General features: G+C 49.6%; 12 protein-coding genes. 1 reads left to right on the top strand and 11 read right to left on the bottom strand.

Features of this window, described 5'->3' with window-relative positions:
- Positions 1–55 precede the first annotated feature (55 nt).
- The 11 genes from tssC to QVZ43_RS00440 all read right to left on the bottom strand — a co-directional run bounded on the left by tssC (position 56) and on the right by QVZ43_RS00440 (position 14,006).
- A complete protein-coding gene (tssC, locus tag QVZ43_RS00485; RefSeq protein ID WP_302908448.1) occupies positions 56–1,540 on the bottom strand; it encodes a type VI secretion system contractile sheath large subunit in 1,485 nt (494 codons plus the stop codon).
- Positions 1,541–1,555: 15 nt separating this feature from the next.
- The gene (tssB, locus tag QVZ43_RS00480) at positions 1,556–2,059 is read right to left on the bottom strand and encodes a type VI secretion system contractile sheath small subunit (RefSeq protein WP_302908447.1); all 504 of its coding nucleotides are present in this window, start codon (positions 2,057–2,059) and stop codon (positions 1,556–1,558) included.
- Between the two features lie 46 nt (positions 2,060–2,105).
- Positions 2,106–3,359 carry a type VI secretion system protein TssA gene (gene tssA, locus QVZ43_RS00475; protein ID WP_302908446.1) on the bottom strand — a complete coding sequence of 418 codons (1,254 nt, stop codon included), beginning with the start codon at positions 3,357–3,359 and terminating at the stop codon, positions 2,106–2,108.
- A gap of 156 nt (positions 3,360–3,515) precedes the next feature.
- Positions 3,516–4,067, bottom strand: coding sequence for a type VI secretion system-associated protein TagF (tagF, locus tag QVZ43_RS16465; protein ID WP_420890878.1), 552 nt, complete (start codon positions 4,065–4,067; stop codon positions 3,516–3,518).
- 13 nt (positions 4,068–4,080) lie between these two features.
- Positions 4,081–7,563: a type VI secretion system membrane subunit TssM gene (tssM, locus tag QVZ43_RS00470; protein WP_302908445.1), complete on the bottom strand. Its 3,483-nt coding sequence runs from the start codon at positions 7,561–7,563 to the stop codon at positions 4,081–4,083.
- A gap of 41 nt (positions 7,564–7,604) precedes the next feature.
- Complete coding sequence (icmH, locus tag QVZ43_RS00465; protein WP_302908444.1) at positions 7,605–8,432, bottom strand: type IVB secretion system protein IcmH/DotU; 828 nt, start codon at positions 8,430–8,432, stop codon at positions 7,605–7,607.
- Between the two features lies 1 nt (position 8,433).
- On the bottom strand, positions 8,434–9,768 hold the full coding sequence (gene tssK, locus QVZ43_RS00460) for a type VI secretion system baseplate subunit TssK (RefSeq protein WP_302908443.1): 1,335 nt from the start codon (positions 9,766–9,768) through the stop codon (positions 8,434–8,436).
- A gap of 27 nt (positions 9,769–9,795) precedes the next feature.
- The gene (gene tssJ / locus QVZ43_RS00455; RefSeq protein ID WP_302908442.1) at positions 9,796–10,272 is read right to left on the bottom strand and encodes a type VI secretion system lipoprotein TssJ; all 477 of its coding nucleotides are present in this window, start codon (positions 10,270–10,272) and stop codon (positions 9,796–9,798) included.
- Positions 10,273–10,274: 2 nt separating this feature from the next.
- On the bottom strand, positions 10,275–11,678 hold the full coding sequence (tagH, locus tag QVZ43_RS00450; protein ID WP_302908441.1) for a type VI secretion system-associated FHA domain protein TagH: 1,404 nt from the start codon (positions 11,676–11,678) through the stop codon (positions 10,275–10,277).
- Positions 11,679–11,829: 151 nt separating this feature from the next.
- Positions 11,830–12,597, bottom strand: a complete 768-nt coding sequence (locus QVZ43_RS00445) for a PP2C family protein-serine/threonine phosphatase (RefSeq protein WP_302908440.1) — start codon at positions 12,595–12,597, stop codon at positions 11,830–11,832.
- Positions 12,594–14,006, bottom strand: a complete 1,413-nt coding sequence (locus tag QVZ43_RS00440; RefSeq protein ID WP_302908439.1) for a hybrid sensor histidine kinase/response regulator — start codon at positions 14,004–14,006, stop codon at positions 12,594–12,596. The genes QVZ43_RS00445 and QVZ43_RS00440 overlap by 4 nt, the downstream gene beginning before the upstream one ends.
- A 296-nt stretch (positions 14,007–14,302) precedes the next feature.
- Between QVZ43_RS00440 and QVZ43_RS00435 the strand changes: the two genes are divergently transcribed.
- Positions 14,303–14,941, top strand: a complete 639-nt coding sequence (locus tag QVZ43_RS00435; protein ID WP_302908438.1) for a response regulator transcription factor — start codon at positions 14,303–14,305, stop codon at positions 14,939–14,941.
- Positions 14,942–15,306 lie beyond the last annotated feature (365 nt).

Below are 15,306 nucleotides of genomic sequence, written 5' to 3'. Positions count from 1 at the left end.
AAGAGAGCCGGTAAAGGCTGGCCCTCTTACGTAATCGGGCATTCAATCCGAACTCTTAATCCCCAATCTTGGCAACCATTCGAAGTGATGTTGTCAGCTCTTCCATCTGCAACCAGGGCCTCAGGTGGGCGACAGCGTTGTATGATCCTGGCGCCCCGGGGACATCCTTGACTTCAATCTTGGCTTCACGGAGTGGGTACTTGGCCTTAGTTGCAGCGGAGGCATCCGGATTGCCATTGGTATATTGGGCAATCCATTCGTTGAGCCAGCGTTCGGCGTCGCTTGCTTCCATGAATGAGCCGATTTTGTCTCGCGCCATGACCTTCAGGTAATGGGCAATGCGTGAGGTCGCCATAATGTATGGCAGCCTTGCCGATATACTGGCGTTAGCCGTTGCATCGGGATCATTGTATTTCTTGGGTTTTTGGGTTGTCTGACCACCAAAAAACACCGCGTAGTCTGTGTCCTTGTAGTGGCAGAGTGGCACAAAACCTTGCTTGGATAGCTCGGCCTCCCTGCGATCCGTAATTCCGATTTCGGTGGGACAGAGTTGGTCCGTGTCGCCGTCATCGCTTTTGAATAGGTGCGTCGGCAGCCCCTGAACCTTGCCGCCCCCCTCTGCGCCACGGATCGCTGTACACCAGCCATTTTCTGCAAAGGCCTTGGTAAGGGTGGTGCCCATCATGTAGGCAGCATTCATCCAGGTAAAAGCGTTGCTCTCCGCTTGGAGTGTCGTACCGCTGCTGTCCCGACTGAACTCTTCGAAGTTAAATTCATCAATTGTCTTGCCATTCTCACCATAAGGCTGACGGGCCAGAACGCGCGGCATTACCAGTGACACAAAACGGCTGTCTTCGCTTTCCCTAAAACTACGCCATTTGATGTACTCCTTGGACTCAAAAATTCCCGAAATATCTCTAGGTTGTGACAACTCACTGAAGTTCTCCAAGCCAAACATTTGGGCGCTTGCCGCAGATACAAATGGGCAAAATGCGGAAGCAGAGACGCTGGCCATTTTCTCCAGGAGCTCGATGTCTTCTGTTTTTCCGGAAAACTCGAAGTCACCAATCATGCATCCATAGGGGTCTGCTCCTGCAGTGCCAAACTGTGCTTCATAGAGCTTTTTGTAGATGTTGCTCTGGTCAAACTCAACCGCACTATCCAAGTCCTTGAAGAGCTCGCGTTGTGAAATGTTGAGCATCCGGACCTTTATGTCGGTACCAGTCTCGGTATTGCTCACGAGGTGGTGCAACCCTCGCCAAGACCCTTCGAGCTTTTGAAACTTGTCGTGGTGCATGATTTCAGTGAGCTGTTGCGATAGTAATTCGTCGATGCTCGAAATAGCGTTAGATATGGTTTTCGTGAGATTACGGTCCCAAGTGACTGTGCCGGAAAGCACCTGTTTAGTGAGATTTTCTATCAAATCTCGCGCTTCATCAGGTTCCGTCTGTTTTGTAGCGTCGATAGCCTGGTCAAGAAAACTGCCTGAAAGCTCTTCTTCAGACTGTTCCGTCGCCTGATTCTGTTGTTCTGTGCTCATGGCTTGATGATCCCCTTATTCCGAATCCAGTTTTAGCTCTTTGGAGAGCGTGGCGACGTTCTCGGTATTTTGAAGAATGGATTCCAAGAGTTCCTCAAGTTGTTCGGACCGGTCTGCTTTCGCCATGAGATCACGGAGTTTATTGCGGGCCTCAAGCAGTTTCTTGAGGGGCTCTACTTGCTGAACAATATTTTGGGGTTCGAAGTCTTCAATGGACTTGAAATCAAGCTCCACGGCCATTTCAGAATCATCAGCTGCCAGCGTGTTGTTCACCTTGAGATTTAGAGTGGGGTTGATAGTTTCGACGACTTGGTTGAAGTTATCCCGATCGATATTGACGAACTTGCGATCTCTGAGTTTTTTCTTCTTTTCCGAGTTATCGCCTGAGTAATCCCCCATTACACCGACCACGAACGGTAACTCTTTGGTTTCCATCTTGCCGTTCGTTTCCACATCATAAGTAATGTGCACGCGTGGCTTTCGGACCCGCTTCAACTTGTCATGAACGCTTTCGGACATTTTGGGTTTTCCTTTTGTTCAGTGGCTGCAACGAGCCATTTTTGTTTTACCAACCCTCTGGTGAACTTGGCTTCGAAAACTCATCGGCTGTATCGGGAGCTTGAGAGGTATCCGATTCAGCGTTGGTCTGCGCTGATGTGGAGGCCCCGTCGAGATTAATGCCTGTAAGCTGGCCGTAATACTGACGTGCCTGCCCGCTGGGCAGTAACTCCCGCATCAGTTCGTGCAGAGGCATGTTTCCCCAGCGCGCGACACGTTCCAGAGCGTCGGCAATCGGGGTGTGCGGTTCGGTTTCACGGAAAAAACATGCAATTTCCTTAATCTGGGAGAGCGCCTGAGCACGGTTCGTGAGGCTACCGGCCGAAGATGGTGTCGTAGCGTGAGAAGCTTGTGGCACATGATCTCCATCAGGAACACTCGCTGGAGCGTCCTGTTTGGTGGTATCAGCCGGGGCAACTATTGTTTTCGCAGTCGCCAGTTTGTGTTCAGCTAAATGGTTTATGCAGGTCAAAAATTGATCTTCAACAAACTCACGGACGTCGTGAATAATGGGTAAGGGTAGTTGTTCGTCCGTTTGCTGAATGCTTTGCAGTTCGTTCAGTAATTCGATGAGGATTTTTTTGGTGGCCCCAGCATGGTCAACCTGTTCCAAATAAAAGGCAGCTGGTGCTCGATCTACTGCTCTCTGGATATCTTCCAGACTGTAACCCAAGGACTGAATTCGCTGAGCTTTCTTGCTTGGGTCTTCGATTCGGCTGGCCTGTACAGCCGTGTCATAGTGCAACCACAGGAAGGTATCAACAGCATCGTTTCCCGCGCCATCGGGGACTATCGGTAGTTCTTTTATTAGTCGAGGCAGGGTACCTTTGGTGTCCCCGCCGAACAGACTCAGGAGAGGTTTTATCCGTGTTTCAGTCCCATCTTCATCAGGGGAGGGGTAAAGAGAGTTCCAATACCGCTGCACTAATTGATGCAATAAATTGCAGCCATGATGAAGACCGCAGACCCCGTGAAGACGAGTTAGCGCCTCGGTTAAATAGCAAGCTACCTCCAGATCTTTGCTCTGGGAATCCAGAATTTCTAGAGCTAGGCGTTCGATTTCTTGCCATTGGGCCAAGGCATGCCGGGTTTGTTCGGGGTCAAGAACCGCTTCTTGCTCTGCCCTGCTAGCGGCTCTACGAGAATCTCTGAGAGCATCGAACTCACGAGTTCTATTTTCGCGAAGATCGGCTCCGGTTTCGTTTTCATTGGTAATGGGATTTAGGAGACAATCGACTTCCAGCCCTTGTTCAAAGAACATTTGATGAACTTCCTTGAATCGACTTGTTTAAAATTCCTCGCTCGGATTTACGTCTCCCTAAAAATAAACTAGTTGACTATCTTCGTTAAAACAAGAAACACCTTTCTTATTCAACGTAGCAAGTGCCGATATGAGCTTTAAACAGATGCTACTGTTTTAAAGAAAATAGTCACTTGGGGGCAAACGGGGCCCGGCGTTCTTGATGGGTGGCTCGTTTTGCAGAGTCCACCAGAGGCTAAAGGGAGCACACCATTCCTTGATACTGGCAATAAGTGAGGCTCCAGAGATTTCATATTTGGCCACCTGTTCTTGCATTGCAGATTCAAGCTGGGGGGCGTCGTATTCGTGGACTTGGAAGGCCCATATCCATTCTTGGAGCACTTCCAAGGCTTGAGCGTGTGAGCTGGCAGTTGCGAGGCTCGGTACTTGAAATGCAATGGTTATTGGGAAAATGCGCTTATGGAGATCGTGACTCGGTAGAAGAGCACCCTGCCAGCGCCTGGTATCAATCACACCTTTAGACAGGTAAAAAAAACACGGGCGGGCTGTCGGTGAGGCCGGATTCCACCGTTCCCTGAAACGGGGGGTAGACATGGAACTAAGCAACCACTGGTCCCATTGGTTTACAAATTTCAGAGGTAGCCGGTATTTCACGAAATCACCGTGTGACGGCAACTTTCCGTAAAATCCGGCTATATAAGATGACAAATGGGACGTTCCACTATAGTGATTTGGGACATTCGTATTTATAGAGTGAGTTGTATCTTATCGCGTCAATATTATAGTCGGCGCGAACACGGTACTTCGCTTCCCTTCCATCAACGTTGAACGAAACCTGCATTTCGTTCTCGGCTTTCAGCGCTCGGGGGCTATTGTCATACAGACTTCGCAGTCCTGCCCATGGCCCTGTATATTCCCTGTCACGGCGCTTTCGATTGATATCGATGAATTCGAGACGCACGTTCTGACCCGAGCCACTGGTCCATTCAACATCTGTGGGCAGTTTCGGGCCGTGCCGATATTGAACCTCTGGCTGTCCATCAATGAAATAACCGAAAGAGCTCACGCTTCGATCCAGTTTGAGCGGGTAGAGTTCTAGGCGGAGCCCGGCGTTTTCACCGTAGTGATAGAGAGACTCGCGGATAAAGCTCGCTCTTTGTGCCATTGAAACGGTTGTGCTGCTGATTGGAAATCGGCGTCCGTCGATAATTTTTGCTTTTTCATTCCAGATGTCGATAAACGGGCTGACATAGCTTTCTGCATAGCTAGCTTCAATTCCTCCGGGTGCGAAAAACGTGTTGAAATCGTCCGTTCTCACCTCACTGGTTACGTTTGCCATGGGGAATTTGTTGGCCAATTTTTCCTCGAAGAAGTCACACACATTCTCATGAAGGCGTGAATTGGCAAATTGATACGCGTTATTGATTAATGACTGCCAAAGACGAGATGCTGCTGTCTCAAGCCATTTTTTTATGGGTGGGGGGCTGTCATGGGCCTGTATGCGAATACCCTGCAGAGCATCTTGTTGGGGTTGCAAGAACCGGCGTTTGACAGCGTTAAATGCAGCCTCGTCGGCGCTTGATGATACAGTGATGGTAGAGATGTACTCGCTGGCGGCCTTCAGCCGATCGATTGTCTTGCTGCTTTTGGTATCCGATTCATCAGGCGTTCCAAGCCACTCGTGAATGTCTTTAAAGGCCAGATCGACATTGGTCGGAGCGTTGATCTTAGTGGCCAGTAAGTCTACCGCGCCCTTGAGCTTTTCGCTCTCAATCGCCTCGGTCGGTAGTTTTTTTGTGAGCTTTGTTTGTGACGCGATGAGTCCGGACATTTCTAGTATGGGGGATTTGTCTGGATTGGCATAGAGCTTGAACTCCATATCGAGCTTGGACAGTGTGGATTGGGGGGTGAGATTCCACTGTTTGATACGCTCTTCCCAGAACGACTCATAATCGGCAAGGTAGTTGGCTCTTACCTTCTTCGCAATTTCTGCGACCTCACTCTCCAATGCTTCTCCACTGCTCTCAGGTCCCAGAACCCAGAGGTTGTTTCGGTAGTGTTTCAATAAATCGGATTTTTCTGAAAAGTCCGCATCGGACCACGCCTTACGGGTGAATCGATAGGGAATTTTTGACCGCTCATCATCCGCTGTGAGCCCAAAGGCATTGAGGGTTGATTTGCTGACATTTTCGCTCAGAAGCAGATCTGGGTTCTGGTTAAGATCCTGCAAGAATAACTCGTAAACCATTTCATGGGGCGGCTGCTTCATAATCGCAGCCCTTGCCGAGGAAACAAGCTTCTCGTTGGTGTTCATTGCCAGTTGATTCGAGCCTAGAAGCTGTCCGGTGTATGTCTCTAAGTGTGTTCGCGAGTCCGTCAAATCGGGGAACTGCTGGCGCCAGAGCTTCGCCAAGTGGGAGATCATTTGAGGGGATACTCGCTTATCCGGTCGTTCAAGCATCAAATAGATCTTCAGTTCGGAGAACATGCCAAGGGGCTCTTCATGCGTTAGTTTATGTTCAAGTGAACCTTCTAAGCGCCGTATAATTTCAGGGGCTAGGAAATGTTCAAGAGTGGTTCGGTGAAGGCGGTCCGCTGATTCGTCTACCCGCTTGTTAAATATCCCCCAATTGGTAAGCCAAGGAGACTCCTCCGCGTCGTAGACTAGACTCGCTCTTTCGGTTCGTTGCAGAATCGATGCAAGCTTGTCGAGATCAGGGGAGGTTCCTTTGGCTGAAAAACTAAGTTGCTGGAACTGTTCGACTTCGCTCTTCACGTCGCTCATTAACGTTTTATTGTTCAGGATACTGGAAGACCATCCCGCTGCGACGATGGAAGTGATCAGCGCCGCGCTCCCGATGGCTATGCGTCGCGACCAGATTAGCGATCTTTCATGCGATTTGTTTACGCCCCCCAGATTGGCCTCAGGAAATATGACCCGTCGAAATAGATCGTGCACAAAGAAACTTTTTCCGGTAGCCGACTGATTGGTAGAGGCGGCACGCCCTAAATTAAAGTGCTTATGGACAACGGCCATCATCCGGTCGATTGGAGAACCTTCCTGTGTCGCACTGGTAAAGTAGACGCCGCGAATCTGCGGCGTGGAGCGGTACCGGTCCGAGGTAAAGGCCGCACTGAAGAATTCGCATGTGGCAGCGGCGAGTTCTTCGAACTGCATGGGGAAGTTCTGGATAGCGCTGCGTTTTTGTAAATCGTTTTCCGTCAGTAAGCGTGAAAATGACCTGCGGCTCAGGCGGTTGGTCAGATCTCCCAGTCTCTTTTTGAGAGTTTCTACGTCACTTTGTTGGTCTAGGTGGGCTCCCCACGGTTGTTCCCTGTCCTTGAGGGTCATGTCGCTGAAAAAAGGAATAAAACCTTTCAGCAGGTCAAGTTTCGTGATGACGAGATAAATTGGAACCTGAATCGATAGTCGGTTATTCAGTTCATCCAGTCTGCAACGTATGGTTTCAGCCAGTTCCGCTTGCTGTGAGCCTGATTTCAGCAGCAGATCTTGGGCACTAACGGAAACAATGACGCCGTTGATGGGACGACGTTTCCGATATTTCTTAAGCAAATCCAGAAATCCGAACCAGGCGGTGCTATCGATCCGCCTGTTGCTGTCTTGGGTCGTAAAGCGTCCTGCCGTATCGATTAGTACCGCTTCATCCGTAAACCACCAGTCGCAATGCCGAGTTCCGCCCGTACCTGCAATGGAACCGCCGGCAGGGTCCTTTAGTGGGAAGGTTAGACCTGAATTGAGGATGGCCGTGGTTTTTCCGGCACCGGGAGGACCCACCATGATGTACCAAGGTAGTTCGTAAAGCTTTTTGCGACTGGCTCCGAATCTGGATTTGGCCAATCGACCAATGGCCTCATTGAAACGGGACTTCAGCTGTTTGACTTCGTCCCGCGATTCACTGTTTTGCGGCTGGTCTGAATCCTTGGCAGTGCCGGAACTACGCTGGAGTTCTCGAGTAAATCCATTGCTCCTGTGACTTTCCTTCAACATGGTGAAGAGCACTTTCAACAGCCAGAGTAGCCAAACAACAACGATGATCAGCAGTTTTGCTGTGGGGGGCAGTGTAGTTTTGTCTGCGCCAAAGCTGATATAGGAGAAACCGAACCAGATGGCGATGGATAGGAGGAAGAGGCCGATGACCTCAATCACATATCTTTTCTTAAAAAAAACAATGACTTTCTTCATTTATAGATGCTCCGGATTGAGCTGCCTCCCTGCACCGAATGCTATTTTCCCGGGGCGGATTTGACTTCGTTGGTAATAAGATCGATATAAGAAGATGTCTCTTCAGCCTGCTTATTCAGCGAATACTGGAACCAAGCGTAGAGCAGCAGCAGGGTGGTAAGGAAAAAAGCGACAATGATCCAGGCGGGAACAAGGTGCATTATTTGTCTATTTCGTTCTTCCGAGCGAGCAGGCAGGTCTGACAGGTCTGCTGAGTCAATGTTTCGGTAGTGCTCAATGGTCTTAAACAGATTTGTTTTGATTTGATCAAGCTCTGCACCGCCGTTCCGGGCAGCTTTATATTTTCCTTCAAAGCCCAAGGAAATCAGTATGTAGGCCAACTCAATTAGGTCGATATACTCGGCGGGTTTGCGTAAGAGTTTTTCCACAATAGCGAAAAACTTTTCACCGCCAAAGCTTTCCTTGTGGAAGACCTGAAGTAAAGAATGACCACTCCAGCCAGCTTCATCACCCCATGGCGTATTGACGGCAGCCTCATCGAGGGCGGCGCACAGCATGTAGCGCGTGATTAGCGCTACTTCTTCGGATTGACCGCTGGATCGGTAGGTTTCGTCCAGTTGCCTGATTTCCTCAATGAGTTTCCTGTGGAAGCCTTTGACATCATTGAAGTGAGCCATCATTCGTATGGACTGGATGACTGCTATGGTTTTCTGCGCCTCGTACAGCAGCCTGTTCTCGTAGGAATGTCTTCCGAAATAGGAGAGTGATCCCGTATCGGCGGCCGTCTCCACAAACCCGCTAGCAGGCCGCTGGTTTTCTGGGGGGGACGGGGTTCTGGAAACGAAAACCGTTTTGTCATCATCGCTCATGTTATTCAGTCCTTATTGCCCACAATTCCATTTGGAGCTCCGGTATATCCATGTCGATATGGACGGCGAAACCGCCTGATTTTTTCATTAGCCCCCAGAACTCGCCCTTCCTGTCCAGCTCGAAATAGACCGCTCCGGCCGAATAGGGGATTTGTCGCGGTTCTGATTCCGTAGGCCAAATATTTATCCCAGAAGTACGTGAGCTAATTATATCCCTGATCTTTTCCACCGGCGCGATACGGGTAAGAGAAGGCAGAGAGCGTTTCAGCTGCTGCCTATCCACCTTACCTTTCACGGAGAGAACAAAGATGCATGTATCAAGTTGTGAGCGGTCCTCCAGCGGTGCCACGTAGATACCGTATTTCCTCTCGGTCAAGTGCAGCATCATCGCGGTCTGTTCCGGCACGACACTCAGATATTGCCGAAAAAGGGCAAAAGTCTGTTCGAATACAGTGGAAAGTGCATCCTGACGGTAAGGGGGCATTGGTGGCGGTCGGAGCCTCGCTTCCGAGAAGGAAGCCAACTCGCCAATGGATTGGATTAAAGAGAGGAAAACCGTATACGGGTGTGTGTAATGGGAGTGGGAAAAGTGTTCAAGTAAAGGCCCAATTCGATTTAGAAGCTGTAGATACATGAAATCCTGGACGGCGGACGAGTTACCCCGGTCGTTACTGAGTAGTCGTCCTGCGAGCGCATCGGCTCGGTACTTTATTAGGCCCACTATTTCCTCGATATTCGACATAAGGTGACTGCTGGCACCACAATGCAAGAGGGGTGGTAAAAAAGTCGAACTAAGCTCGATGGGGGAATCCGATGAAATTCGCTTTACTTTTGCGACCGGTAATACCGAGAAACCGCTTAGATCTTCTGACATAGGTCGCAACTGGCAGTTAAGTTTTACAATTTCGATGTCTGCCTCTTGCCCTTTATTGGAGGCTGAGTCGCGAAGTGTGGAAAGGATTTTCTGATAGCGTAGGTACGGTTCCGACTCATTGGCTACTTCAGTGGTGCCGTCGCGCTGTACGGGAAGGCATAGCACCAATTGGGTTTCTCCTGTATCCATGTCGCCGATATCCAGAGTGTCGGGCAGGGAGTCGACATCGGGCATAGAGAAAACAGTACCATCTGAGAAAGTGCCGGAGGCTTTCTTGATTGAAAGTTTTCCAACCCGCAGTAGCTCCGCGTCGAATTCCAACTCTGAAAAGCCCCAAGCATGAGGCAGACACATGGCTGAAAGCGCCTGTATCTGCCCTAGAAAAAAACGATCCTGCTGCTGGAAGTGCTGCGCCTGAAGAAACATACCTTCTGACCAAAGCACCTTATTTTTTATTGACATGCGCCGTGATTCCTTTCGTCAGAGGTGTTAGTTCTTAATGGCACTCATGCTCCGGCCCTCAATTGTTATTTTGTAGTGGTTGGTCTGGTTAGGCTCAACGGTAAGAACGAGTTTGCTTTCGGCATGCTTGTAGTCCGAGAAGGCGGCTACTACGCCCAAATATCGGACATCCTCCGCGAGTTCAAGGTGTTCTACGCGGCTCTCTCCGGGTAAAAGTTCCTGCAGGGATTGTTTACCGATGAGGTCTCCGCTCAGATGCTTCGCCGGGTCAAGGTAAACATCAATGAAGTCCTCTTGTTCGAACTGTCGGTCGTCTCTCAGGCGAAGAAGAGTGATATTTAGGGGCGAGGTACGATTATCGGCATCGGGGTTTACATAACTAGCTACAACAAACTCAAGTTCAGCAGTCGTCTCTAACAATGGCTTTTCATGGCTCGCCTGGCAGGCAGAAAGGAGAAAGCCTAGTGACAGAAAGAGGCTGAAGTTGCTAATAATTTTGCCCATAACTATTTCCCTGGTTTACCGACGGTGAAAGAATTTTGTAAAGAGGGTGATCGATCGCGCTTTTGTTTTTCGGAGCGTATGTGTGTGTCGTATTCCTTGGACAAGATGTCCCCAAACAGCCTGTTGTATGTTGCCTCGGTGTCTTCCATCAGGTTTCGGTAATGCGCACAGTAAAAATCCCAAAGTCTCCCTTTGCCACCGATACCCCTGCTGCCCGCTTTCCCCATTGACTCTGCCTGGGCGGCGATTTTCTCTGGATTAAAGTGTTGAAGCATGAATGTGTAGGCGGCCTTTATCCCCATCAGCGTTGCTAACTGGTGATCCTCAAGATCCTGTATGGCTTCATCGAAGGATGTGGGACCGTCAGAAAAACCGTGGGTCGCCGTACTGAACATCAGCTTCAGGGCGTCGTCCGCATTAGCGGAAAATTTCAGGGGGTTGTTTTCTCGTGAGCCCAAGACGGTGCGTTCTACACGCATTTCGTTCTTCAGGCTGCTTCTTGCTTGAAGAATTCGTATTAATCGATTCGCCGCGATTTTAATCGTTGCGACCAGTTCCGCTTCGAGCTCTGAGTGGGTTCTTTCTGGTACTCCCAAACTACTAGCAAGCCCCGGTGTTCTGGATGGCGAATCTGTTTGTAAAGGGTCGGATTCTTTGCCCGCGGTGGGCGGCACATCCGCACTTGACACTGGTTCGATGTCGGCCTTTGGCGGGGAAAATGAATGTCGGAGCGGGTCCTCTGGTCTTGAAGATATGGGGGGCGAATCGGTTTTCCACCAGTCATCGTCTCTCGGAGCGACTTCTTCTAGGATAAAACCGTCGGATGTCGTTCCATCCAGAATATCCAATGGGTCCGCAGGTTTGTTATCCATGGAAATGTTGTCTAGAGGGTTATTCTTCGATTCAGGGCGCTCGGATACAGAGGATGTGAACCGGTCTTCGGTTGGGGAGTGAGGTTCGAGAAACTTATCCAGTGGATCGAGATCTGACGACTGATCGATGCCAAGTGGAGCGGATTCCTGCAGATCCTTGCTTATCGAATCGATAAAGCTACCTCCAAGCAATGGTTCATTCGAAATGTCGACTTCTTTAATCTGAACTCCTATCCGGTAACCACCGAGATAGAGCGAATCGTTGGCCTGCAAAAGCTCTGGCTTATTTTTGGTTAATGCCTTCTCCGGTGAGTTTAGATACGTACCATTCGTGCTCAGATCTGTTACGTAGACATGGCTCTCTCGAACCTCAATGATGAGGTGCTGGGATGAAATAATTCTGTCGGCATCAATGAGGATGACATCACATGACCGTCCGCGGCCAAGCACCGTTTTTCCGGCTTTTAGCACAAAGCACTGACCTTCAAGACCAGATTGCTGGGGAGCTCGTTGTATGATTAGTGACACGTCCATACATGATTTGCCTTCGAAGTCGCTTTATCCCAGATGATCCGGGGTCAATAAATCCAATTGACCCGTTCAGGGCGTTAAAAAAGCTTTTAAAGCCCACCACTAAGCTCTGGGCCGATTTTAATTGCCTATCAAAGAGTGAGTCTTCATGACATCAGGTCGCATGGGCCATTAAAATAGAGACATTGTCCCGAGCTCCTCTGTTCAACGTTTCTTCAATCAGTCGATGGCACGAGCGTTTGATGGGGAGCTCACGAGCGAGCTCCTGGCAAATTTCTGTATCGGACAAATGTTTGGTAAGTCCATCGCTGCATACCAAGATAATATCGCTGGCATGACACCGGCAGAAATTCACCTCGGGCTCTATCTCCGTTGATACGCCCAACGCCTGTGTCAAGGCATCCTTAACAGCTGATTTGTGGGCGTCGTCGGCTTTAAGTTTCCCGCTTCTTACTAGTTCCTGAACGAGGGTATGGTCGTTTGTGACCTGGTTCAGTTGGTGATCCCTATAGATGTAGAGTCTGGAATCACCGACATGTCCGCAGACCAAAGTATCTTCCCAGAATAGGCCAACGGTCAGGGTTGTTCCCATTGAGGCGAATTGTTCGCCGCAATGGCGCTTTTCACTCAGGATGACCTCATTAGCGTCGGTAATTGCGCGAGTGACGGCTTGGTCGAGATATTCGGAAGCCCTTTGGTCCCCATGAAAATGCGGCAACTGTAAGGTGAGTTTTTCGAGTGTGTCTTTGATGCTTTCAATTGCAAGTGAACTGGCTTTTGCCCCCCCCGTGTATCCTCCCATTCCGTCAGCCACTGCGAGATAAGCTAGAGGGAGGTCGGGATGCGTAAAGTAGAAAATGGCATCCTGATTATCTTCCCTGACCTTTCCTATATGGGTAATTCCTTCAATCGTGACGTTCATGGCTCGTTGACACCTTGTCCTGATCGAGTCGCTGAATGCGGGCTTCTTATTGCCAAGGAGCGACGAATGGCATTGCGCAATTTTGCCGGTTGCAGTGGTTTGGGCAGCACTTGAAGCCCAGCCAACTGAGCCTCCTTTAGAACAACTGTGCTCTTGTCGCCGGTGACTAGTAGCCCCTGAAGATCACGGAGGCGAGGCTCTTTGATCCTATTAAATAGTTTGATGCCGCTGATGGACGAACTAAGGTGATAATCAACTAGTACAAATGAAAGATTGTTGTGGCGGGCGGCCAGGCTAAGGGCCGCCTCCGGTGTTCGGGCCTGATAAACAAAGCACCCCCATGAGCGAAGTACATTTGAAATGGTGTTGAGGGCGTTCTTGTCATCTTCCACAACAAGAACATGGAGGCCACTGAGCTCGTCACCGAGCAGCATGGGTATAAAGGATGAGGTGGCTGCGCTGGGGTCTTTGGCAAGGGCGACCCGGATAGAGATGGAGGTTCCTTTCCCTACCGTGGATTTGATGGACAGGTCGTGACCGAGAAGCCCACAAAGACGGCTGACGATGGATAGCCCCAGTCCGGCGCCGCCTTTACTGTGGTTGTGCCTGCGCAACTGATAAAACTCTGAGAACACCTTGTTGAGTTCTGGTTTGGGAATGCCCGGGCCGGTATCTGAAATGACGACGGATAGAGATTGAGGGGCGGTGATATAGCTGAGTGACACAGTCCCCTCATCGGTATGAATGATGCTGTTGTGGAGCAGGTTTCGCAGTATGCGGGTCAAAAGTAGCTCATCTGAATACACCACTCGCTTGCTGCGCTCCATGGAAAGACTAAGACCTTGCTGCTGGGCGATAGGGAGCATCTCGATTTCCAGGGCGGATACGATATCGTCAAGTGGCAGAGGCCCTCGGTTGACCTCTAGGGAATTGGAATCTATTTTGGATATTTCCAAGATTGAGCTGAAAAGGTCACTCATCGATTGGTGGGAGCGTTCTAGATCTCTGATCAGCTCTTTGATTTCGTTGTCTTCAAGCCGATTCTCTAGGCTAAATAACAACAACCCGATGGACTGCAGGGGTTGCCGTAGATCATGGCTAGCCGCGGCAAACAGGCGAGAGCGCTCGATCGACTCCTTTTCTGACTTGTTTAGCTCTTTTTTAAGGCTGGCTATCTCTCGTGTTTGCTTTTGTAGATCTTTAAAGGTGGCCCCAAGCTGGGCCCGAAGCTTACTGATATTTATTGCTGCCAAATAATAAGTACCGGCAGCCAGCACCGCGATCAGGGAACTTGTTCCCACGAATCCCTGCCAAGAGATCAGAAAGGGCAACGTAAACTGAAGCGTAAGGAATAGCGCTGCAGTGCCTAGCCGCGGGCGCCACAGGATGAGCGAAGAAACCGGTGACATGGAGGGGGGCTCCATTGATTCGGTCACCACAGTCGGTTTCGAAATTCCTTTCGATACCTTGCTGAGACTTACCATATAAACGATTATTTTTTAGAGAAGCGTAGCAATCACAGTATTAATGTTAGTAGAGGTTAGCTGATTGCAGCTAAACCGGATGAAAAAAAGAATTTTAGTATTGAGCCAATTCCCGAGTTGTGTTTTGAAAACGGGCATCACACCCTGCATCAATCACTGCGGTGTAGAGTTGCTGGGTCCCTCGTGGGGACCCTCAGAGCTTCTACACAGGAACTCAATTCATGGAAATCCTCATCATTGATGATCATGCTCTGTTTCTCGATGGGCTTAGGCACGTTCTGAAAGCATTGGATGAAGGAGTTCATGTCTATTGTGAAGAAAGTGTTCAGGGTGTGCAGAAACACCTACCCGTTATTGATCGCTACGATCTGATTCTTCTGGACATGCACATTGGTGCCGACGACGGCGTTGATTTGCTCAAGCAACTAACGGCGGAGGGCGTGATGACACCCGTGGTCATCGTTTCAGCTAGTGAAAACATCCCTCACATTCAGTCGGCCCTGAACGAAGGCGCTTTGGGTTTTATTTCCAAATCATTTAGCGCTGACAAGGTTATAACTGCGCTAAAGACGGTTCTTGCAGGGAAGCCTTTTATCGAGCAGCAGACTCAACAGCAGCTCAACAAGCTTGCAAGGCGCCAGCAACCTCTGGAGGCGGCCCTTACAAAAAAACAAAAAATCGTTCTGACCCACCTGAGGTCAGGGCTCTCAAACAAGCAAATCGCAGAAAAGATGTTTTTAACCGAAAATACAGTGAAATCCCATCTTGCGATGATTTATCAAAAACTAGGCGTCAAAAATAGAATGGAAGCCATGCTAAAGGTTCAGAGGCTTAATATTCGAGTCGGGCCATATGATTGAAAAGCGATGACTACGAATGCGGAAGGTCGTAAAGTTTGTTCAAGGATGTGTTCGACTAAGTCTAGGTCTTTTTCAGGCGCATTCGGGACAATGATTACGCGATTGGCGTCACCCCTGAGCCCTTTGCTGTTGACTCCAAGGACTAAGATAGTCTTTTGGAATGTTCAAGGCTGAGTACTGGCTGACTGCTCAGACCAATAAGGTCGAAACGACTCTAGATCGCCAGCAGACAGGATTGCTAGCGGATCGTGTCTCCAATTATGCCGAGGAGAGAGTGCCGATGATTGATTCCTCTGTATACCTAAAAATGAACCGCCCAACTTACCACCGAAACCATTGAAGGCTATAGAAGTCTGATCAGCAAT

Origin of the sequence: Marinobacter suaedae (assembly GCF_030519635.1) — a bacterium.
Taxonomy (GTDB): Bacteria; Pseudomonadota; Gammaproteobacteria; order Pseudomonadales; family Oleiphilaceae; genus Marinobacter; species Marinobacter suaedae.
Note: the sequence above shows the minus strand (reverse complement) of the source record. Positions and strands in the feature narration are given on the sequence as shown.

What these genes read in the sequence shown, in the direction of transcription:
- tssC (WP_302908448.1), bottom strand. Translation starts at nt 1,540, where the DNA reads ATGAGCACAGAACAACAGAATCAGGCGACGGAACAGTCTGAAGAAGAG.
- tssB (WP_302908447.1), bottom strand. Translation starts at nt 2,059, where the DNA reads ATGTCCGAAAGCGTTCATGACAAGTTGAAGCGGGTCCGAAAGCCACGC.
- tssA (WP_302908446.1), bottom strand. Translation starts at nt 3,359, where the DNA reads ATGTTCTTTGAACAAGGGCTGGAAGTCGATTGTCTCCTAAATCCCATT.
- tssM (WP_302908445.1), bottom strand. Translation starts at nt 7,563, where the DNA reads ATGAAGAAAGTCATTGTTTTTTTTAAGAAAAGATATGTGATTGAGGTC.
- icmH (WP_302908444.1), bottom strand. Translation starts at nt 8,432, where the DNA reads ATGAGCGATGATGACAAAACGGTTTTCGTTTCCAGAACCCCGTCCCCC.
- tssK (WP_302908443.1), bottom strand. Translation starts at nt 9,768, where the DNA reads ATGTCAATAAAAAATAAGGTGCTTTGGTCAGAAGGTATGTTTCTTCAG.
- tssJ (WP_302908442.1), bottom strand. Translation starts at nt 10,272, where the DNA reads ATGGGCAAAATTATTAGCAACTTCAGCCTCTTTCTGTCACTAGGCTTT.
- tagH (WP_302908441.1), bottom strand. Translation starts at nt 11,678, where the DNA reads ATGGACGTGTCACTAATCATACAACGAGCTCCCCAGCAATCTGGTCTT.
- QVZ43_RS00445 (WP_302908440.1), bottom strand. Translation starts at nt 12,597, where the DNA reads ATGAACGTCACGATTGAAGGAATTACCCATATAGGAAAGGTCAGGGAA.
- QVZ43_RS00440 (WP_302908439.1), bottom strand. Translation starts at nt 14,006, where the DNA reads ATGTCACCGGTTTCTTCGCTCATCCTGTGGCGCCCGCGGCTAGGCACT.
- QVZ43_RS00435 (WP_302908438.1), top strand. Translation starts at nt 14,303, where the DNA reads ATGGAAATCCTCATCATTGATGATCATGCTCTGTTTCTCGATGGGCTT.